Below are 18,947 nucleotides of genomic sequence, written 5' to 3'. Positions count from 1 at the left end.
CAGCAGGAAAAACACCCTATCTGCATGAGTGGAAATCCTATTAATTAAATACTGAAAACCAGAAATTTAACGCAATTTAAAATATTTATAATATTCTGTAAACCGGATATTGTCTGAATGTTTTTTCTTCGAAATAAGGAGAATTCCTGTAGATCCAGTCAAGTTGGGCCGTACCATCGTCATTAAACTTTTTATCTGATGATTTTTTAGCCTCAAAAGCTTCTTTTAGTTTTTTATCTTTCTTCAATAGTTCTGAAGCAGTGTCTTCAAAAATATAGGCAGAATAATATTCCTTCTGAGCAAGAATTCCATCAAATACATTCCAGTTGAAAAACGAGTCTAATGCCTCAGGTTCAAGTGTTTCGATGATATATTTTACGCCTGGCTGATCTGTTGGAATAAGATAGTCTCCAGCCAGGAAGGCAAGATTTCTTTTTGTTTTTTCTACGCTTGTATCATAATGAAGATAATGTCCTTCGTAAGGATTTTTCACAGTTTTAAAATCATTGATCTTATAAGACTCAACCGAAGCCGTACTGTCTTTTTTAAGTGCACTCATCCTGATTTTATTTCTTCTCAGTTCTTCGATTACACGGTATTGGGACTGTGGAACGATATAGTATTTAGGAATGGTAATATATCCTGTAGGAACCGCTGTCATAAACAGCTTGATCTTCTTTGTAAAAGGTTTATTTCTGTCGTAAAACAGTCTTGGTTTACCGGAAATATCACTCGGTTTATAATTTCCTTCGTACCCTTTAAAATCCATCGTAGAAAATTTTGTAGAATCTATTTTCCAACGGATACCATACTGCATCCCCGCTTTGTACTGCTTTAAGTTCTCAAGACGGAGCTGTTTGATCTTTTTATGGTCTCTGTCCAGACTCTGAAGATTCACCAGCATATATTGGTATGTAGCATCCACCCTTTTATCATAAGGCTTCAGCATATGGGTTTCGGGAACAGTTCCCATAGTATTAAATAAAGAGGTATAGCCGGTAGAGTATCTGGGAGAATCTTCAAAAGCTGCAAATCCGATATCGGGAACATCCCCATGGATGTTTACGTAAGGTGTACTTTCATAGCCGAGTTTCTTCATTTCATCCAGATTTTTGGTCTGGTAATCATTGTAAAAATAGGTTCCCAATGGATTTCCAAGACGTTCCTTAAAGGTAGAAATGTAGGTAAAAGTATACTGATAATCAGCTCCATTACTCACGTGATTATCTATAAAAACATCCGGCTGCAGCCACTGATAGATTTCCTGAAAACTTTTGGCATTCTTTGAGTCTGCTTTAATGAAATCTCTGTTCAGGTCGTAGTTTCTGGCATTTCCCCTGAAACCATACTGCTCCGGGCCATTCTGATTGGCTCTGGAAAAGGAACCCCTGTTCAGCATCCCGCTAACATTATAGGCAGAAATAGCGGCTAAAACAAAGTTCTGAGGTGTTTTCACTTTCCCTGTTGCAAGATCCCTCATCAGCATCATCGTGGCATCTATTCCGTCAGGTTCTCCCGGATGGATTCCATTGTTGACCATTAAGACGGCTTTCTCTTTTCTCAGCTTCTCCAGATCTTTTTCAGGAAAAGGATTGTAGACCACGACATAAATTGCCTTTCCATTGTCATCTTCCCCTTTTTTGAGGTACTGAATCGTACTGAAATTTTTAGCAAGATCCTGGTAATAGCTATTCATTTCCTCATAGGTAACGGTTTGGTTTCTGTTTCCCTTTTCAAAAGGGGTCTGAAATGAATTTTGGGCTAAAAGCAATGTTGTGCTTAGGAAAATCAAGAGGTATTTCAGTTTCATTGAAGCAGTTTTTAGACTTCAAAATTACTTAATATGATTTGGGTGGGAAAGGGAAATGAGGATTTATTCGGCCGTATATTATTAAGTGAATTTACACAAGGACGCTAATATTTTTGGCCTTAATAGCTATTTTACGGTGCAGGAACATCAGGGATTTCACTGGATAACATGCTGTTTTGGGAATCGTGTGTAATCTATTATATATATGATATTTACATTGAGTTTTTATGGTTAAAACCTTATAGATTTTGGAAACCTATAAGGTTGGGAGTCTTGACGATCTATGATCTATTTTCATAAGGTTTTATTTCCTATGACATCACTATTTCTGCCTTTTTCACTTGGGTACAAAGAAGGAAGCAGATCGCTTTGCCAGACTTCTTTGGTATCAATATCCATCATTGATAATGAACCTGTATAGGCGGCTCCTGTGTCTATATTCCAAATATTGGCTTTATTGGCAGGATGATTAATTCCTATATCTATTGTCGGGGTGTGTCCGATAAAGATTTCTCTGTACAAAAGAAGTCTTTTTGGATAAAGCACTGAGTTTTTTTCTAATTTTTTGTCCATCGCAACAGCCATTTCCCAAAGGGTTCTGTCCCAACGGTAATTGCTGGAATACACTTCTTTTTCGGGACCGTGCATAGATGAATATCCGGCGTGAATAAAAAGGCGGTTGTTATGATCTATATGATAACTTTTCATCCTTTGGAAGAATTCAAGATGAAGATCAAGGTCTTCCAATGAATAATCATTATAGCTTTCAATAGTGCTTTTCCCTCCGTTGAACAGCCACATATCGGGTGTATTTCCAACGGAAAGCCAATCTTCGCACCATGCATCATGATTTCCTCTTATGAAAATACAGTCATTTTTTTGGGAAAGCTCCATCAGAAAACGGATGACCTGAGAAGATTCACTCCAGCCATCTACATAATCTCCAAGAAATATAAACCTATCATTATCTGTTACTTCTGCTCTTTCAAAAATCTGCTGCAAGGCTTTAAATCCTCCGTGAATATCTCCGATTACAAGTGTTCTGCTCATTTTTTTACTTTGAAATATATTTTGCCTCTACAAAATCTGTCAGCCAGACATTGTTTGCTGAAAGATAAAAAAGTATTCCGTCATTATGCATATCTCCAGTTCTTATTGTGAGAATAATGGGTTTTCCATGACGCATGCCTACTTTTGTCGCGGTCTCCTTATCTGCACTTAAATGAACATGCTGCCTGCTTCTTTTCTCAATTCCTTTTTCCAGGATAGAAGAAATATTTGTTTCTGCTGTTCCGTGATAGAGAAAATCAGGGGGTTGCACTGTATTCAAGGCCAGATCAACATCAATGGAATGTCCCTGGCTTGCTCTGATTTTTGTTTTATCTTCATTAAAAGCAAACCGCTTTTTATTATTGGTTTCTACGACTTCTTCCAACTCTTCAAAAGTGAAATGCATTCTGCCTTTTGCAGATTTTGTAATCAGTTCATTCACTTCTGCCCAACCATTTTCATCCAGTTTTAACTGAATAGTTTCAGGCTGATGTCGGAGAATAAGGCTTAGAAATTTGCTTATTCTTTTGTTTTCTATTTCGTTCATTGTGTATGTTCTTAATTCATTAATTTTTCCTGAAGCTTTTCACATAAAACTTCAATATCTTCTTTTCTTACCAATCCGGATATCCATTCTTCCGGGATGTTTTCAAATCCGTAATAAATTCCGGCAATTCCTCCTGTAATGGCTCCTGTTGTATCTGTATCTCCGCCTAAATTTACAGCTTTCAAAACGGCTTCCGCATAGGTTTCCGAATTGAGGAAGCACCAAAGCGAAGCTTCCAAGCTGTGCAGAACGTAGCCACCACTTTTAATTTCTTCTTCTGGATAAGCTGAAATATCATTCTTTAAAACCCTGTGGAACAACTCTATTTCACAAGGGTTAAAATCCTGATTTACAGAGTATTCAAAAGCCATTTTCTGCATATACACATAAGATTCTTTTTTACTTTTCCCTTTAATAAGCTCTATGGCGAAAACTATATACATGAAGCATGCAAAAACAGAACGGAAATGTCCGTGGGTAATGGCAGAGACTTCCTTTACCATTTGATACAGTTTCTCAATATTCCCTTCATCTTTAAGATAAAAAGCTAAGGGAAGAGTTCTCATCAAAGAACCGTTCCCATTATCTTCTTCAAAAATATTTCCGGAAAATCTTGCGCTTTCTCCTTTAATCAGTCTCGCAATGGAATGTCTTGTTGTACCCCCTATATCAAAAAGCCTTCCGTAAGCTGTCCAATGTCCATATTTGTTCCATTTTACAAAGCTTTGTCCGATCTTCTCTAAATCATACCCTTTTGTAAGTACATCCGCAATGCAAAGCGTCAATGAGCTGTCATCACTCCAGGTTCCTTTAGGCTGGTTCCAGGACATATATTCCAAATAACCGGTAACCGGATTTTTTCTTAAATCTTCTCTATTCTTAAATTCAACCGGAACGCCTAGTGCATCACCAATACAGACACCAAAAATTCCTGCTTTTACTGCATTTTCCATCAAGCAAGATTTACCAGTTTATCAAATAGAAGTTTCATGCCCTGAGTCGCCGATTCTTTCATGACAACCGCTCTTTTTCCGTAGCCAAATCCAGTCTCGTTGGGGTTGATCACAACAAGCAGACAATCGTCTTTAATCTCATGGATCAGTCCTGCTGCCGGGTATACCTGCAGAGAGGTTCCGATCACCACAAGGATATCCGCTTCTTTTACCTTTTCCTGAGCCGTTTTGTACAAAGGAACATCTTCTCCAAACCACACGATAAAAGGTCTTAACTGAGCGCCATCTTCCGCTTTATCTCCAATCTTTATATCTCCTTTTTCTTCATAGACCAGGTTTTTATTGTTGCAGGAGCAAGACTTGAACAGTTCGCCATGAATATGAAGTATATTCGTAGATCCTGCTCTTTCATGCAGGTCATCTATATTCTGAGTGATGACCTGAACATCAAAATGTTTTTCCAGTTCTGCGACTAATCGATGGGCTTCATTAGGTTCAACTTCATGAAGCTGTCTTCTTCTCTGGTTGTAAAATTCCAGTACCAGCTCCCTGTCTTTTCTCCATCCTTCCGGACTGGCTACGTCGGTGATATTATGATTTTCCCAGAGACCATCTCCATCTCTGAAAGTTTTTATGCCACTTTCGGCACTGATTCCTGCACCGCTTAATATGGTTAGTTTTTTCATTTTTTTTTAATTTTTTCTCCAAATTTTTTCTGTTAATATCATCAGCCCGGCTAGCACACTAAAAACAATAGCAATTGGTATTGCAATAATGTATAATGGAATATTTTTAAGATATTGTTTTACCATCTTCCCATATATTTTTTCCGCCAGCCCGTTAATAAAGTTTACAAAATTTTCTCCTTGCCCCGTTGTTATTCTTTTTTGGAAGACATTCCAATTCTCATTTATACAGATTTCTGAAAGAATATAAAGTGTGGGAGTCCCTTTATTTTCAGACAGATTAAAAAAATAATAGGTTTCAAAATTTTTCTTGATACATAAGATTTCTTCATTTTGTAATAGATTAAGGGCATCTAATTCTGCCCTTAATCCTTTTTGAATTCTCTGCAATTCACTACTGTTTGTTTCAACATTGAACACATTTGAATTTTTCCCCGCTTTTAGAAGATAATCAATGTAAGCTTTTGGAAACCTCAGACCGATCTTCTCTTTGAGAGTATTAATTTCTTCAAGCGTTAATCCCACATTTCTATTTTTAGGATCATCTACAAATCTGAAATTAAACTTCTCCATTATTCTAAAATCTTTTTATAAATTTCTTTATTTTCGTCATCAAAGCAGACAAAAATAACTTTTTCAATGATCTCTGACTGAAAATTTCTTACCGTTTCTACAGCGATTTTTCCTGCCTTTTCTTTTGGAAATTTATAAATTCCTGTGCTGATATTTGGAAAAGCAACCGTTTTAATTCCAAAACTTTCGGCCAACTGCAAAGAATTTTTATAGCAATTTGATAGAAGTTCTGAGCTTTCCTCTTCATTATCATTCCAGACAGGTCCTACGGTATGAATCACATACTTTGCCGGAAGATTTCCCGCTGACGTTACGACAGCTTGTCCAGTATTGCATTTTCCCTGTCTGTTTCTAATCAGGATGCACTCTTCAAGAATCTGCTTTCCACCTGCACGATGAATTGCTCCGTCTACTCCACCTCCACCGAGAAGCGAAGAATTGGCTGCGTTGACGATTGCATCTGCATGGATCTTTGTGATATCTCCTTTTATTAATTCAATGTTCATAAAATTTGCTCTTTTTCCAATTTTCTACATCTTTGACCCAATATGGAATAGTGTTTTCATCGCAGCAAAGAATGCTTACACCGCCAGCCATCGCACAGGTTGTGTCTCTGTCACCTAAAACAGACACCGTATGCCAGAGGCATTCTTCAAAATTATTCCTGTATCTTGACAGCATCCAGATAACCAGAGGAACTGTGTCCTGAGCTGTCATTTTTATCCCATTTCCTAAAGTTTTTACCAGCAGTTCTATACTTGGTTTTCCATCTAAATAAAGCACATTATTCAGCTTACTTTTCATGTCAGAATCTTCCAGCTCATCCTGAATTTTGTGAATAAAATCCTGTTGGCTCATCTGTATAATTTCCAGTTTTTCCTGAACGGCAAATGCCGAAGCCAAAGCAATAGCTTTTGTTCCTTCTATTGCTTCTTTGTTGGCATGAGTAACTTCACATGACAGTTCTGCATTCTTTTTAACCTTTTCCAGATCATTATAAAAATAAGCCCCGATTGCCGCAGCTCTCATTGCTCCACCATTTCCCATAGAACCCTGTCCTTCAAATTTTGAGTGGGAAACGTTTTTCCAGCTTTCTCCGTTTTCCACAGATCTGAAATACTGATGCATGGAAGGACCATATCCTCTGTTGATATCAAGGTAATAATTCTCTGTAAAAACTTTTGCCAGAAAATTCTGATTAATTTCTCCTAAATTTTCCAGAGATCTAAAAACAGCAACAGACATAATTGTATCATCGGTAAAATCCAAAGTACTTTCAGGCAAAACTCTCTGATGTATATACCTTTTCATCAAACTTTCCTCTCCGAAAAAGCTTTCTCCAAAAGCATCACCAAAAGAAGTTCCCGTCAGTGATTTTGAAGCGAGAAAAAGTCTGTCTGTTGTCATTTTAATCTTAATTTTTTATTTAAAACCTCATCTTCGAATAACAGTGGTTTTTCCTCAGGAATAATCAAATTATCCAGATCATCATTTAAAACAAACTGATACTGTTCTTTTACAAAATCCGATATGTTCTCAATTAAAAGAATATCTTCATGAGCAAAAATATGGGCAAATTCATTTCTCAGTCCAATTTGTATTGCTCTTCTCTCCAGCTTATTTCCAAAAGGATCATGATCAGGATCCCACTGTAATCTTACAGAAGACTCCTTCACCTGATCTTGCCATTCTTTCTGTGAAATTCCCAAATTATCTTTGTAGGAAGAATAAACTGCATTCTCTAAATACTTTTTGAAAGCATCCATTTTTAGGTGAATCGCCAAAACATATTCCTGATCTTCTTTGGTTCCCCACCCATTTCGGTACATCATCCATAGAAAGTTGGGTTTTATCCAGGTCATCCTTTCCAGACTGAATGCGCCTCCAAAATATTGATTCTTAACAGCAAATTCTCCAATTTGTTTCCGATAAGACTGATAGGCAATAATTTTCTCATCATCATACTGAGCCATGATATGATGTCCTTTTTGAGGCCAATCCTGTAATTGTTCTTTATATTTTTTTAATTTAAGTTTCATTATATTTCTTCAAACAGTTTCAGCATCTCTTCCTTTTTAGTCAAGACCGCAAAAACCACTCTTTTAAATTGATTCTTATATTTTCCATGCAGATGCGTTTTAAATAAATCCACAATTTCTTTTGGCTCATTTTTGAAGACTCCACATCCCCAGGCCCCTAAAATTAAAGTTTCATTTCCCTGACTCAGAGCCAAAGCGAGCATTTTATCCATTCTAACATCCATGGCATCATATATTTCACCTGCTCTTTCAGGTTCCTGCCTTTTAACAACTCCGGCATTCACCGCTGGAGAGGTAATGAAATTACAAAAAACAGGTTTCAATAACAGTTCTCCTTTATCTTTTCTGAAAACCGGAACCTGAGGGCTGTAAATCATCATATCGGTATAAAAGCAGGATTCTATATCTCTATGAATTTTGTAATAATCCCAGGCTTGAAGCTGGGCTTCGTATAGAGCCGTAGCTCTTGCCAGACTTTCTTCCTGAGCTTCTGCCCCGTTGATAAATCCTCCTCCCGGATTTTTATTTTTTGGCTAAGATCTCTAAGGTATCTTTTGCCATTCCTTTATTGGTCATGGTTAGTTTTTTAATGTTTAACATCAGACTTTTCAGTTCTGGACTTCCCGTTTTTGTAAACTCTTCTCCTATGAATACTTTAATCACTTCAATATTTCCAACAATCGCATCATTAAAATTCTCCAACTTTTCCGACGGAACCCACAATTCATTATGCCTTCTTGTTCCCACATTCTGTACAGGATATTGATCGATAAACTCTTCTTTCACTTCAAATTTGGTAACAAAACCAAGATAATTTCCGGCTTCGTCTCTCGTATTCCACTTTTCAGCAATCTCTGAAGCATAGCTTTCATTCAATACGGGATAAAAAATAGGCTGCCACTCCAATCTTGGTGGAAATTTTTTGTAGTTACTCTCTGCTATCAGGATCATTTCTTTTTCTCCTACCGGTCTGTAAAGACTTACTGTTTTCATTTTTCTTGTTTTTAAATAATTGCTCCTATGGTCTGAGCCAGTTTACTGGATAGTGGATATATTTTCTCAGTTGGCAACAGCTTTTTAGCTTTATCATATGCTCCTGATTTGGTAAAATGTAGGATCTTTTTTACCAAAGGAGTATAATCTTCTATTTTAACAATCCATTCTTCATTAAATTCTTCAATCAAATAACGGCTGATGCCAACCTGAATGGAACGATATGCTAATTTATTTCCTTTAATATTTCTTTCCGGATCCCACTGCACATAGACTTCAGCACTTTCAAAGTCTTTTTCCCAGATTCCCGGATTAGGATAAACCCTTTTTTCGGGTGAAGTTAAAATGGCTTTGCTTAGCGCCTTTTCCCACGCTTCTCTTTTGATATGAATGGCCAACGTGCATTCCTGTCCAGATTTTTGTCCGTAATTACTCCGTTCCATCATCCAAAGAAAGGATGGTTTGATCCAGGTCATTCTGCTAAATGAAAAAGGAGCAGAAAATTTTTGATTGATCATTGCAGGTTTTGCAATCTGATCATTATAGGACTGGTAGACCACAATGTTATCTCTGTTGTAATCTGCTCTTATTTCAAATTCTTTCATCATTTTACGATATCCGGCTCGTTTTTGTCAATAAATATAAAGCCATTATTTTGGTTTAAAAAATTTGTTTAAAGTCTTTTGAAAAGGGAGAATATGATCCGTAGACTCTGTCAAATTTTACTTTTAAGTTCTCTTTTTTAAGTTTTTCATCCGTCTGATCCAGGCATGTTATGACCAGATTCTTTTGAGTGGCTGAAACATAGGCCCCATCCAAAAGAAGGGCATAGTTCAGCAGATCATAATCCAGTTCTCCAAAGCGGAGTTCCTTCTGATAATCATTAAAGACACAAGTTTCCTCTTCATTGTTTTTCAACATTAATTCTCCTTCATTGCTCATCCAGCCACTTCCGTGACGGGTAGAATAGTTTCTGGTCACATAAAACATTTCAATATCCTCAATTTTCAAAAGTCTGCAGATTTCATACGCATTTTTGGATGTGGTATTTGCATAGGTCACATTTGGAAAAACCCCATGATCCATGTCCAGAAGAACCCCCTGACTGCCTTCGAAAATGAGGTTTTCAAAAGAATTCAGATAATTATAATCCTCTATTTTCCAATCGATCTTATCCACCGCATTCAAAAAGTCCTGCAATGATTCTTCCAACTGATCTTCATTCATCAATCCGTAGTAATAAGCAATCCCCTTTAATTTTTCGATCAGCATTCCTCTTGGGGCAATCAAATCGGCAGCAAACAGTTTGTAAGGACTTTCCTGTCTTTTCATCGTTGCTCCAACTCCTTTTCCGCAGGTTCCGTGTTCCAGGTTTTTCACACTATTCCTGTTCTTCCAGACATCAAACGGAGTCGTCACTTTGGCTAATGGATGAATATGCAGTTCGGTGTTTCCGCCTTTCTCCATCAGTTCATCTCTTTCATTCAACAAAAAAACAGGATGAATGGTACAATGTTCTGTAAAATAGGAAGGCAGTCCACGAAGGGCTCCGCTGGCAAAACTGGAATGGACATGCTTTTTTTCATCAAGCATTACCGTATGTGCCGCCTGCTGTCCTCCGGAAAACCTGATGACAACAGACTCCGGGTTTTGCTGCGCAAGAAAATCCGTAGTGATTCCTTTTCCTTCATCACCAAAACCCAGGCCTATTACTATTTGGGCCCTTTTCATGACTTAAAACATTTGAATATGATCCAATCCTCCTCCTTCTGCTGGTCTGAACGTTTCATTTTTAAACCTATCGCAGATCACTCTTTTTATGACATTCGGAATTTCTCTGTGGTCAGCTATTGATAAACAGTTTTGTCCTAATAATTCCTTCCAGCCACTATCTGCTCTCATCGCCTGATCAGAATGCAGAACATTGATGTGATATACTTCATATCGTTTTTTCGCTTCTTCCAGTAACTCAATATGAGTGTAGGTCTGCTGACCCGTTCCCATAATTTCTCTGATCGCTGATGCCGGAAGTGTTTTTAAACAGGGTTCATCCCCTACCGTAAACAAGATCCCTTTCTGGTTTCTCTTCTCAAAAGCATCGGTTCTTGTGTGAAAAGCGGCAAAGTACCAAGCTAAAAGGTAACTTTCTCCTGCATTTCCTCCACCGCCGGATTCAATATACGTACGGGTAAGCCACATATCCAGTTCCGCATCTCCGGATTCAAACTGCCCGACCTGTAAAGGAAAGGCATCGCATTCATGATCCCCGATCGCTAAAAATAAAAGCGCTGGATCAGGAACACCTCCCTGGATAATTCCGCCCATTAATTTAGGAAGTCCTTCTTTAATAAGCTCGTGTGGAATATGCCCCATACTTCCCGTCACATCCAATCCTAAAATGACAGGAACTGAATTCGGGTGTACCTCAGAATCTCTGGATTCTCTGAAAGAAATACCATTGGGGTTCATCGATTCATGAGCCATTCTTTTTGCATTCTGAGTGAAAATTTCACCTGCGGATTTAGATCCGTAACCTTCTTTTCTTGCTCTTTCAAAGCGAGCGTCCATGTCATATCTTGTACTTCCCATAATTAAAATGTTTTACCGAATAAATACTCAAATCTCTTTACTGCAACTTCAAGCTGAATATTTAAATTTCTGATGGTTAATGAATATTCTATATCTTTCTGAACAAATGCCTCCGGCTGAAAATCCGCAAACGTTAAACTGTTCCTGTCCAAAGGACTGATATCAATAAGGCCCTCCTGTTCTCTTTGCAGTCTCTTTATTTTAAGTTCAATGTCTTCCACCCGGCGCCTGTAGATCAATTCGGAATCTGCTCCGATTGTCCGTGCACGGTCTTCTCTGATCTGGTCATTATTTCTTTGTAATGACTCTATGAATCTTGGTTTTAAGTTGTCTTCCATCTTTTTACGGTTTTGTTTGTGTTATTTGTACGCTAATTAAAAAAGACATAGTAATGCTTATGCTCTTACAGGTGATTACGTATTGGAATACATTACATCGGTTCTCAAAACATATTTTAATCCACTGATCAAAGTTTTCCCTTCATGTCTAAGCGGGTGATGGAAAACCAATGCGGTTCCTTTTTTTGGAGCTACAGTGAATAAGTTTTCAAATTCTGTTTCTCCTCCTTCAAAGTCATCATTCAGATAAATCAGAAAAGTATAAAAGCTTTTTTCATTTTCATTACGGATGTAACTTCCGTCTCTGTGCATTTTAAAACGTTGCCCCGGAGCATATTTATAGACTCTGAACATTTCATTAAAATTCTGAAGCTTATAATTTTCAAATTCCTGAGGAAGAAATTCTGCCGCTTTTCTGAAAAGATCACCGGCCAAATCATTGTCAAAAACCATCAGTCTGTCATTATTTCTGATCCCTTTGCTCATCATCTGAAACCCATTCATATTGATTTTGGCTTCTTCAAATACTTTTCCCTGTGCCATTGCAACATATTCATCACAAATTGAGGAAGTGAGAAAATCTTCGATCAGAAATATTTGTGGGTGAAGTTCTGTCTTTTCCATATTGCTATTTTGTGTTTGGCGACTGTGTTTTTACCTTCTTAATTCGTCTCTTACTTCCATCAAAGCAAATCCAAGCAGATTTTCACCATCCCAAAGTTTTGGATCAAGAGCTCTGGCATCTGTTTCCAGCATTCCGATGCCCCAGATTTTGTCATAAGGACTGGCTTCTACTAAAATCTTATCATCAGTTGCCAACAGAAAATTCTGAAACTTTAGATTTTGTGAGAATTTCAAAAGATTGGCCCTCTTTACGATTTCATATTTATGTTCGTCCCAAAGTTTCGGGTAAAATTCTTCACTTTCCTTCCTAAGCTTTTAGCTTCATTAGGCGTTTCGGATTTTAAACCTTTCTGTAAGATTTCCTGATCATTAAACAATTTTGCTTTTCCGGCCATCATATAATGTTCGGCAGTTTTATAAATGGTTCTGTTTTCTTCAAACTGAAGGGGGAACCACTGGCTGAAGCATGATTTGGTAATTTCATCTTTTACCGTGTGTCCCCAGAAGAGTAAGAATTCAGGTCTTTCTTTTTGCTGAAATTTTTCAATAATATTTGGTAAGGTGTATTTCATGATTGTGTTATTCTTACACAAATGTAAAACAATATCATTTTACGACCAAAATATATTTGCGTTATTTTAACGCTAAATATTCAAGTAACTGATTATCAATATTAAAATTTAAATATTTTGAAATGTAAATGATATTGCTTTTTTTGCAAACAGCACGAACACGCGATAAACTAAAATTTTAGTTTATTTGTTTTAAATGATAAAATCACAGATTTTTGATGTCAATCTAAACTGGATGAGTCTTGAATTATGATTATTTGATTTCGAAGTAGAAGCCTTCTTTTTCGAGTTCTTCATACTTCTCCTGATTGAAGGTGAATAGTTTTCCGGGTCTTCCGCTGCCTTCTTTTTTAATGTTGTTGGTTTCATTTAGCAGGCCATAGCTCATGATCTTTTTACGAAAATTTCTTCGGTCTATTTCACGCCCGATAATAGTCCGGTACAGATTTTCAAGGTCAGAAAAAGGAAATTCTTCATTCAGAAGATTAAAGCCGATCGGCTGGTATTGGAGCTTTGTCCGAAGTCTTTTTAGCGCAATATCAATAATGTTTTTATGATCAAAAGCAAGAGACGGAAGTCTGTTTACGCTGAACCATTGTGCATCTTCCGCGTCAGAGTCTGCAAAGAGTTCATGATAAGAAGGGTTGACAAGGCCTAAATAAGCCACAGAAACCACTCTGTTCCTTGGGTCCCGACCTACGTTGCCAAAAGTATAGAGTTGTTCCAAAAAATCAGGCTTTATTCCGGCCTCTTCATGGAGTTCTCTTTTCACTGCATCATCCAGATTTTCATCATCCAGAACAAGGCCTCCCGGAAGAGCCCATCCTCCTTTGAAAGGTTCAATCTTTCTTTTAATCAGAAGAAGCTGAAGATCCTGTTTATCAAAGTATCCGAAAATGACTGCGTCTACCGCAACTTTTATATCCTGCATAATTAATTTGCGTTATGAATACACAAAGGTACAACTTATATATGAAATCAAAAAAACAATTGAGCGCATAATAAAATTCGCTAACTTTATTTGACATTAACCCACTTAAAATTAACTAATTATGAAAAATCTATTGTTATTATTCTCCGTCGCTTTAATTCTGACCGCGTGTGAGAAGGGAAAGACTGTTACAGACAAAAATTCTGTTAAAACAGATTCTGCTGAATGGAAACCTGTAGATTCTGCTGTTGCGATGAAAGCATGGATGGACTATGCAACACCGGGAGATCTTCACAAGATGCTTGCAAAATATGACGGAAACTGGACAGGAACATCAACCATGTGGATGGAAGCAGGTGGAAAGCCGGTGACCAGCCAGTCCGAATGCACTAATAAAATGATTTTTGGAGGACGGTATCAGCAGAGCAACTACAAAGGAAACTTCATGGGAATGCCTTTTGAAGGCATGAGCCTGATGGGTTATGATAATGCCAAGAAAAAGTTTGTAAGTACCTGGATCGATAATATGGGAACAGGAATCATGCATGCGGAAGGAGAATGGAATGCGGCGAAAAAATCACTTGAATTCAAAGGTACCATGGCCGATCCTGCAAGACCCGGTAAAAACTGTGATTTCAGAGAAGTCTATATATTTACAGACGACAATCACCACAGTATGGAAATGTACGGTCCTGATTCCAAAACAGGAAAAGAACATAAATCCATGGAAATACAATTCACCAGAAAGAAATAAAAACAGGAGAAACCTCTTCTCCTAAACAGTGATTTTCCTTATTGATTTTCTGACGGATATACTCACCTTTGGTGTAGAAAATAAAAATTTATACCATCATGAAAACATTATTAAGAGCCTTTATCGTGGTCATTATTATCATAGGAGGAGTATTGATCATTGTTGTGGGGAAAAAGCCTTTCCCGGAACCTGAATGTCTCGTATGCGGGATCAATCTTATAAGAACACTGGGCATTGCTGAAGTGATTCTCGGTCTCGGTGCTTTGGTTATACAGGCCAACCTTACGGAGAAGCAGCGAACTTTCTAAAAATAAAAGACCGGTAAAAATTACCGGTCTTTTTTATATTAATCGTCTAGTTTTAATACTGCCATAAACGCTGATTGTGGTACTTCTACTCTACCAATCTGTTTCATTTTCTTTTTACCTTCTTTCTGCTTTTCAAGAAGTTTACGTTTTCTGGAGATATCTCCACCGTAACATTTTGCGGTAACGTCTTTTCTCAATGCTTTAATGGTTTCTCTTGCAATAACTTTCGCTCCCAAAGCTGCCTGAACTGCAATATCAAACTGCTGCCTAGGAATCAGTTCACGAAGTTTTTCACACATCTTCTTACCGATATAATAGGCATTGCTATCATGAATCAATGATGACAATGCATCTACCATATCTCCATTGATCAGAATATCCATTTTTACCAATTTAGAAGAACGCATTCCTATCGGTGAATAGTCAAAAGATGCGTATCCCTTAGAAATTGATTTTAGACGGTCATAAAAGTCAAAGACCACCTCAGCCAAAGGCATATTGAATGTTAATTCCACTCTGTCTGCCGTTAAATAACTTTGGTTAACAATCTCCCCTCTTTTTTCAATACAAAGCGTCATTACAGCGCCAACGAAATCGGACTTAGTAATTATAGAAGCTTTAATATAAGGCTCTTCAACTCTGTCTAAAAGATTGGGATCAATCATCTCAGACGGGTTGTTGATTAGAATTGTGGTTTCAGGATCTTTTTTGGAATATCCATGGTATGACACGTTGGGAACCGTAGTAATAACGTTCATATCAAATTCTCTTTCAAGACGTTCCTGTACGATTTCCATGTGAAGCATTCCCAGGAATCCGCAACGGAAACCAAAACCAAGAGCTGCAGAGCTTTCAGGTTCGAAAACCAAAGAAGCATCATTCAGTCTTAATTTTTCTAATGAGAATCTCAGTTCTTCAAAATCTTCGGATTCAATAGGATAGATTCCGGCAAAAACCATTGGTTTTACTTCTTCAAATCCATCAATTGCCGCAGCAGCAGGATTTACAAAAGAGGTTATGGTATCACCTACCTTTACTTCCCTTGCATCTTTAATACCGGAAATAATATAACCTACGTCACCGCATTCAATCGTCTTTTTCGGAACCTGTTTTAGTTTCAAAGTCCCTACTTCATCAGCTCCATATTCTTTCCCAGTTGCAAAAAATTTAATTTTCTCATTTTTGGAAATACTTCCATTGACTACTTTGAAATAAGCTTCAATTCCTCTGAAAGGGTTATATACAGAGTCAAAAATCAATGCCTGTAGCGGAGCCGTCGGATCTCCAACCGGAGCAGGAATTCTATTGACGATCTGCTCAAGCAAATCATGAACCCCTTCACCTGTTTTTCCGGAAACTCTAAGAACATCTTCATATTTACAACCCAAAAGTCCCATAATCTCGTCGGTAACTTCTTCAGGATTTGCAGATGGAAGATCTATTTTATTTAGAATTGGAATAATTTCCAAATCATTTTCTAATGCTAAATAAAGATTACTGATGGTCTGTGCCTGAATACTCTGTGCCGCATCTACTATAAGAAGTGCTCCTTCACAAGCAGCAATAGAACGGGAAACCTCGTAAGAAAAGTCTACGTGTCCCGGTGTATCGATCAGGTTTAAGATATATTTTTCTCCTTTATATTCATAATCCATCTGGATGGCGTGAGACTTAATCGTGATCCCACGTTCTTTCTCCAAATCCATATCATCCAGGGTCTGAGACTGCAGTTCTCTCTGAGTAACTGTATTGGTATACTCCAAAAGCCGGTCTGCCAAAGTACTTTTACCGTGGTCAATATGAGCGATTATGCAAAAATTTCGTATGTTTTTCATTTAAGAACGTTGTAATTTGCAAAGATAAAAAAATGCAGGAGAAATTCATTTTTAATTTTTAGTCACAAATGCTTTCGCTTAATTCTGATTTCAATAAAAAAGAGAAGCAATATGCTCTCTATGTATTATTTAGATTTACCAAAATTTTCCGGCAATATATAATATCCTGTTAATGGATCAAGTGAAACTTCTGTTCCCGCCATCGCTTTTCTTTCTTTTGCTGCCTGGGTATTAATCACTACAATGGCTACATTGGCTACCAGACTTCCTATCGCCCCCCCTATACCACCGCCTACCATTAACATCGTAGAATTAGGTTCAGGAAAAAGCTCTTCTTTTTTAACGTCAATGAAAAGTCCCATTTCATCTCTGAAAATTTCAACATAACCCACCGGAATTACTTTAAATGGAACGCCGTTATGAACAAATGCATAAAAATTTCTGATTGGCTTTTTATCATCGCCATTCACTGCTTTTGTCGCAACACCTTTGCTGTTGGTTTCAATCGTATAACCAGGTTCTGGATTGTGGGTAAAGAAACTGTAAGAATCTTTATAAACCCCTTCTTTTAATGTATCTGACTTTAAAATATCAAGCTTATCAATCAAAATAGAACTATAACTGGCAAGATCATTTTCTGAAATACCAAATTCCCAAGTAGTTTTACTGTAAGAATCTTTCAGAAAATCTGCTAAAGACAGTGTAATTTTCTTTGCTAGACTTTGTGCTAAATAAGGTGTATTCCGTGATGAAATCGTTGTCATGGTATCTATTCTGTTAAGAAAGTGATACCCGTCATTTTTCTTTTTAAAAGTACTCGCCCGCAACTCAAGCTTTGCGATAGAATATTTTTCTTTTATATCTTCAGAAATAATTATTTTTTCAAGTAAAAGTACCAATTCATCATTTCCACTAGCCGTATTGTATTTGTAAAACCAGTCTGAAATGTCTTTACTCGGGTCATTTTCAAAAACAATATTCACTTGATTTTTATGAAATAATACGCTTCCAATTTCTTTATTGGGGCGCTGATCAATTACTCTGAAGCTTTTGTACCTATTTTTGCTGTCCTTTATAGACTTTGAAAGGTCAATTACTTCCGTTTTCTGGGCGAAAAATAAGCCGGAAAGTAATAGAAAGAAAAATATTTTTTTCATATTTATAATTTTACGAAACTGAGATCTGCTTTAAACAGAAACTTTGAATTTAATTACTTCACAAAAATAAAATTTTGCCCACTATTTCTTGAAATTACATCATTTTTAAGAACGTTGTAATTTGCAAAGTAATAAAAAGCAGGACAATTTCTTTCTTTAATTTTCAGGACACAATTTATTTTTCAAAGACATAATCCCCTGTTAAAGAGTCTATATAAACATTGGATAAAGCAGTATTCCCATTTCTCCCGGTTTTTGATCCGGAATCAATTGCAGCGCCGATAAGCCCACCAACGAGCCCACCGGTCATTCCTCCAATCATAGCCCCTGTATTGCTGTTTTTCGGATACAGTTCCTGTCTGGAAGAAACAATATAATATCCTCTATCATCTTTATTTATTTCTAAGAAACCAACAGGTGTAGAGCGATAAGCTTTCCCGTCTTCTACATATCCATACATCTCCTCAGTTAAGACAAGAAGATCATTTTGATCTTTCACCCCAATTACTTTTCCTTTTTTATTCTTCCCGATATAATACCCTTCCTGTGGTTTTTGCTCAGAAAAAGATTTGAAATCTTTATAAACTCCATTCGTAAGTTCGGGAGAGGTCACAAACTTCATATTTTTCTCCAGTATCACTTCATAATCTTTGAGTTCAGCCTCCGGAATTGGCGTACGTAAAACAGTATGAGCATATGACTGATTAATAAAAGAGGATAAAATATCTGAGATAGATGAGGAAATCTGCTTGGGAATATTTGGTGTAAGTTTTGAATTAAAATCTAACGTATTATAATATCTGCTGATAAAAAAATATTTACCGTTTCTATTGATAAAACTGCTCACTTTAACTTTTAATTTTGTCAGTCCGGTATTCTGAAAGTTAGTGATTTTGATTTCTTCTAAAAGGATGGTGATATCATTACTTCCTCTCGCTTTATTATCATCAGCAAACCATGTTTCCACATGATTTTTTAAATCTTCATTGCTGAATTTCATTTGAACAGATTCGTCTTTGTATATCACAGTTCCCAAATCTTTATCTGTCCTGATATCCAATAAATTTAAAGATTTTGTACGGGAGTTTTTGTCTTTGATATTTTGGCTCAGCTTAATCAGTTCTGTCTTTTGAGCAAAGCACAAAGTTGAAACCATTAAAAACATCAGTATTTTTTTCATAATGTAAT

General features: G+C 36.9%; 22 protein-coding genes and 1 pseudogene. 2 read left to right on the top strand and 21 right to left on the bottom strand.

Annotated features, from left to right (window positions below; translation table 11 throughout):
- Window positions 1-85 precede the first annotated feature (85 nt).
- The 18 genes and pseudogenes from IW16_RS03710 to IW16_RS03625 form a co-directional block, all read right to left on the bottom strand.
- Window positions 86-1,810 (bottom strand): M14 family metallopeptidase, encoded by a 1,725-nt coding sequence (locus IW16_RS03710; RefSeq protein ID WP_034739804.1) that lies wholly within the window; start codon window positions 1,808-1,810, stop codon window positions 86-88.
- Between the two features lie 294 nt (window positions 1,811-2,104).
- Window positions 2,105-2,860 (bottom strand): metallophosphoesterase family protein, encoded by a 756-nt coding sequence (locus tag IW16_RS03705; RefSeq protein ID WP_034739803.1) that lies wholly within the window; start codon window positions 2,858-2,860, stop codon window positions 2,105-2,107.
- 4 nt (window positions 2,861-2,864) lie between these two features.
- Window positions 2,865-3,407 carry an RNA 2'-phosphotransferase gene (locus IW16_RS03700; protein ID WP_034739802.1) on the bottom strand — a complete coding sequence of 181 codons (543 nt, stop codon included), beginning with the start codon at window positions 3,405-3,407 and terminating at the stop codon, window positions 2,865-2,867.
- An 11-nt stretch (window positions 3,408-3,418) separates the two neighbouring features.
- The gene (locus IW16_RS03695) at window positions 3,419-4,360 is read right to left on the bottom strand and encodes an ADP-ribosylglycohydrolase family protein (protein WP_034739799.1); all 942 of its coding nucleotides are present in this window, start codon (window positions 4,358-4,360) and stop codon (window positions 3,419-3,421) included.
- Entirely contained in the window at window positions 4,360-5,046 is a 687-nt protein-coding gene (locus IW16_RS03690) for an SIR2 family NAD-dependent protein deacylase (protein WP_034739798.1), read from the bottom strand. The genes IW16_RS03695 and IW16_RS03690 overlap by 1 nt, the downstream gene beginning before the upstream one ends.
- 6 nt (window positions 5,047-5,052) lie before the next feature.
- Window positions 5,053-5,619 (bottom strand): SMI1/KNR4 family protein, encoded by a 567-nt coding sequence (locus IW16_RS03685; RefSeq protein WP_034739796.1) that lies wholly within the window; start codon window positions 5,617-5,619, stop codon window positions 5,053-5,055.
- Entirely contained in the window at window positions 5,619-6,125 is a 507-nt protein-coding gene (locus IW16_RS03680; protein WP_034739795.1) for an O-acetyl-ADP-ribose deacetylase, read from the bottom strand. Before IW16_RS03680 ends, IW16_RS03685 begins: the two co-directional genes overlap by 1 nt.
- On the bottom strand, window positions 6,115-7,026 hold the full coding sequence (locus IW16_RS03675; RefSeq protein WP_051889888.1) for an ADP-ribosylglycohydrolase family protein: 912 nt from the start codon (window positions 7,024-7,026) through the stop codon (window positions 6,115-6,117). Before IW16_RS03675 ends, IW16_RS03680 begins: the two co-directional genes overlap by 11 nt.
- A complete protein-coding gene (locus IW16_RS03670) occupies window positions 7,023-7,658 on the bottom strand; it encodes a DUF4291 domain-containing protein (protein ID WP_034739793.1) in 636 nt (211 codons plus the stop codon). The genes IW16_RS03675 and IW16_RS03670 overlap by 4 nt, the downstream gene beginning before the upstream one ends.
- A complete protein-coding gene (locus IW16_RS03665; RefSeq protein WP_262485506.1) occupies window positions 7,658-8,131 on the bottom strand; it encodes a TIGR02452 family protein in 474 nt (157 codons plus the stop codon). The genes IW16_RS03670 and IW16_RS03665 overlap by 1 nt, the downstream gene beginning before the upstream one ends.
- Before the next feature lie 49 nt (window positions 8,132-8,180).
- Window positions 8,181-8,651 (bottom strand): hypothetical protein, encoded by a 471-nt coding sequence (locus IW16_RS03660; protein WP_051889886.1) that lies wholly within the window; start codon window positions 8,649-8,651, stop codon window positions 8,181-8,183.
- Between the two features lie 11 nt (window positions 8,652-8,662).
- Window positions 8,663-9,259: a DUF4291 domain-containing protein gene (locus IW16_RS03655; protein ID WP_034739790.1), complete on the bottom strand. Its 597-nt coding sequence runs from the start codon at window positions 9,257-9,259 to the stop codon at window positions 8,663-8,665.
- A 52-nt stretch (window positions 9,260-9,311) separates the two neighbouring features.
- Window positions 9,312-10,382, bottom strand: coding sequence for an adenylosuccinate synthetase (locus IW16_RS03650; protein WP_034739789.1), 1,071 nt, complete (start codon window positions 10,380-10,382; stop codon window positions 9,312-9,314).
- 3 nt (window positions 10,383-10,385) lie between these two features.
- Window positions 10,386-11,240 (bottom strand): hypothetical protein, encoded by an 855-nt coding sequence (locus IW16_RS03645; protein ID WP_051889884.1) that lies wholly within the window; start codon window positions 11,238-11,240, stop codon window positions 10,386-10,388.
- A gap of 2 nt (window positions 11,241-11,242) precedes the next feature.
- Window positions 11,243-11,578: a hypothetical protein gene (locus IW16_RS03640; protein WP_034739787.1), complete on the bottom strand. Its 336-nt coding sequence runs from the start codon at window positions 11,576-11,578 to the stop codon at window positions 11,243-11,245.
- A gap of 75 nt (window positions 11,579-11,653) precedes the next feature.
- Window positions 11,654-12,202, bottom strand: coding sequence for a 2OG-Fe(II) oxygenase (locus tag IW16_RS03635; protein WP_034739785.1), 549 nt, complete (start codon window positions 12,200-12,202; stop codon window positions 11,654-11,656).
- Between the two features lie 30 nt (window positions 12,203-12,232).
- Window positions 12,233-12,774: pseudogene (locus IW16_RS27165) on the bottom strand (NADAR family protein).
- A gap of 253 nt (window positions 12,775-13,027) precedes the next feature.
- Window positions 13,028-13,705 carry an NUDIX hydrolase gene (locus IW16_RS03625; RefSeq protein ID WP_034739784.1) on the bottom strand — a complete coding sequence of 226 codons (678 nt, stop codon included), beginning with the start codon at window positions 13,703-13,705 and terminating at the stop codon, window positions 13,028-13,030.
- Window positions 13,706-13,826: 121 nt separating this feature from the next.
- On the opposite strand from IW16_RS03625, the gene IW16_RS03620 reads away from it, so the two are divergent.
- Together IW16_RS03620 and IW16_RS03615 are read left to right on the top strand one after the other, a co-directional pair.
- The gene (locus IW16_RS03620) at window positions 13,827-14,459 is read left to right on the top strand and encodes a DUF1579 domain-containing protein (protein ID WP_034739782.1); all 633 of its coding nucleotides are present in this window, start codon (window positions 13,827-13,829) and stop codon (window positions 14,457-14,459) included.
- A gap of 98 nt (window positions 14,460-14,557) precedes the next feature.
- Window positions 14,558-14,767: a hypothetical protein gene (locus IW16_RS03615; RefSeq protein WP_034724485.1), complete on the top strand. Its 210-nt coding sequence runs from the start codon at window positions 14,558-14,560 to the stop codon at window positions 14,765-14,767.
- Window positions 14,768-14,805: 38 nt separating this feature from the next.
- On the opposite strand, the gene lepA is transcribed toward IW16_RS03615, so the two are convergent.
- The 3 genes from lepA to IW16_RS03600 form a co-directional block, all read right to left on the bottom strand.
- On the bottom strand, window positions 14,806-16,602 hold the full coding sequence (lepA, locus tag IW16_RS03610) for a translation elongation factor 4 (protein ID WP_034739780.1): 1,797 nt from the start codon (window positions 16,600-16,602) through the stop codon (window positions 14,806-14,808).
- A 125-nt stretch (window positions 16,603-16,727) separates the two neighbouring features.
- Entirely contained in the window at window positions 16,728-17,759 is a 1,032-nt protein-coding gene (locus IW16_RS03605; protein WP_034739779.1) for a hypothetical protein, read from the bottom strand.
- Between the two features lie 175 nt (window positions 17,760-17,934).
- Window positions 17,935-18,939, bottom strand: a complete 1,005-nt coding sequence (locus IW16_RS03600; RefSeq protein WP_034739777.1) for a hypothetical protein — start codon at window positions 18,937-18,939, stop codon at window positions 17,935-17,937.
- Between the last annotated feature and the right edge of the window lie 8 nt (window positions 18,940-18,947).

This window comes from Chryseobacterium vrystaatense (assembly GCF_000737765.1).
Taxonomy (GTDB): Bacteria; Bacteroidota; Bacteroidia; order Flavobacteriales; family Weeksellaceae; genus Chryseobacterium; species Chryseobacterium vrystaatense.
Note: the sequence above shows the minus strand (reverse complement) of the source record. Positions and strands in the feature narration are given on the sequence as shown.

What these genes read in the sequence shown, in the direction of transcription:
- IW16_RS03625 (WP_034739784.1), bottom strand. Translation starts at nt 13,705, where the DNA reads ATGCAGGATATAAAAGTTGCGGTAGACGCAGTCATTTTCGGATACTTT.
- IW16_RS03675 (WP_051889888.1), bottom strand. Translation starts at nt 7,026, where the DNA reads ATGACAACAGACAGACTTTTTCTCGCTTCAAAATCACTGACGGGAACT.
- IW16_RS03710 (WP_034739804.1), bottom strand. Translation starts at nt 1,810, where the DNA reads ATGAAACTGAAATACCTCTTGATTTTCCTAAGCACAACATTGCTTTTA.
- IW16_RS03670 (WP_034739793.1), bottom strand. Translation starts at nt 7,658, where the DNA reads ATGAAACTTAAATTAAAAAAATATAAAGAACAATTACAGGATTGGCCT.
- IW16_RS03620 (WP_034739782.1), top strand. Translation starts at nt 13,827, where the DNA reads ATGAAAAATCTATTGTTATTATTCTCCGTCGCTTTAATTCTGACCGCG.
- IW16_RS03605 (WP_034739779.1), bottom strand. Translation starts at nt 17,759, where the DNA reads ATGAAAAAAATATTTTTCTTTCTATTACTTTCCGGCTTATTTTTCGCC.
- IW16_RS03600 (WP_034739777.1), bottom strand. Translation starts at nt 18,939, where the DNA reads ATGAAAAAAATACTGATGTTTTTAATGGTTTCAACTTTGTGCTTTGCT.
- IW16_RS03705 (WP_034739803.1), bottom strand. Translation starts at nt 2,860, where the DNA reads ATGAGCAGAACACTTGTAATCGGAGATATTCACGGAGGATTTAAAGCC.
- IW16_RS03690 (WP_034739798.1), bottom strand. Translation starts at nt 5,046, where the DNA reads ATGAAAAAACTAACCATATTAAGCGGTGCAGGAATCAGTGCCGAAAGT.
- IW16_RS03695 (WP_034739799.1), bottom strand. Translation starts at nt 4,360, where the DNA reads ATGGAAAATGCAGTAAAAGCAGGAATTTTTGGTGTCTGTATTGGTGAT.
- IW16_RS03655 (WP_034739790.1), bottom strand. Translation starts at nt 9,259, where the DNA reads ATGATGAAAGAATTTGAAATAAGAGCAGATTACAACAGAGATAACATT.
- IW16_RS03645 (WP_051889884.1), bottom strand. Translation starts at nt 11,240, where the DNA reads ATGGGAAGTACAAGATATGACATGGACGCTCGCTTTGAAAGAGCAAGA.
- IW16_RS03650 (WP_034739789.1), bottom strand. Translation starts at nt 10,382, where the DNA reads ATGAAAAGGGCCCAAATAGTAATAGGCCTGGGTTTTGGTGATGAAGGA.
- IW16_RS03680 (WP_034739795.1), bottom strand. Translation starts at nt 6,125, where the DNA reads ATGAACATTGAATTAATAAAAGGAGATATCACAAAGATCCATGCAGAT.
- IW16_RS03700 (WP_034739802.1), bottom strand. Translation starts at nt 3,407, where the DNA reads ATGAACGAAATAGAAAACAAAAGAATAAGCAAATTTCTAAGCCTTATT.
- IW16_RS03635 (WP_034739785.1), bottom strand. Translation starts at nt 12,202, where the DNA reads ATGGAAAAGACAGAACTTCACCCACAAATATTTCTGATCGAAGATTTT.
- IW16_RS03640 (WP_034739787.1), bottom strand. Translation starts at nt 11,578, where the DNA reads ATGGAAGACAACTTAAAACCAAGATTCATAGAGTCATTACAAAGAAAT.
- IW16_RS03660 (WP_051889886.1), bottom strand. Translation starts at nt 8,651, where the DNA reads ATGAAAACAGTAAGTCTTTACAGACCGGTAGGAGAAAAAGAAATGATC.
- IW16_RS03685 (WP_034739796.1), bottom strand. Translation starts at nt 5,619, where the DNA reads ATGGAGAAGTTTAATTTCAGATTTGTAGATGATCCTAAAAATAGAAAT.
- lepA (WP_034739780.1), bottom strand. Translation starts at nt 16,602, where the DNA reads ATGAAAAACATACGAAATTTTTGCATAATCGCTCATATTGACCACGGT.
- IW16_RS03615 (WP_034724485.1), top strand. Translation starts at nt 14,558, where the DNA reads ATGAAAACATTATTAAGAGCCTTTATCGTGGTCATTATTATCATAGGA.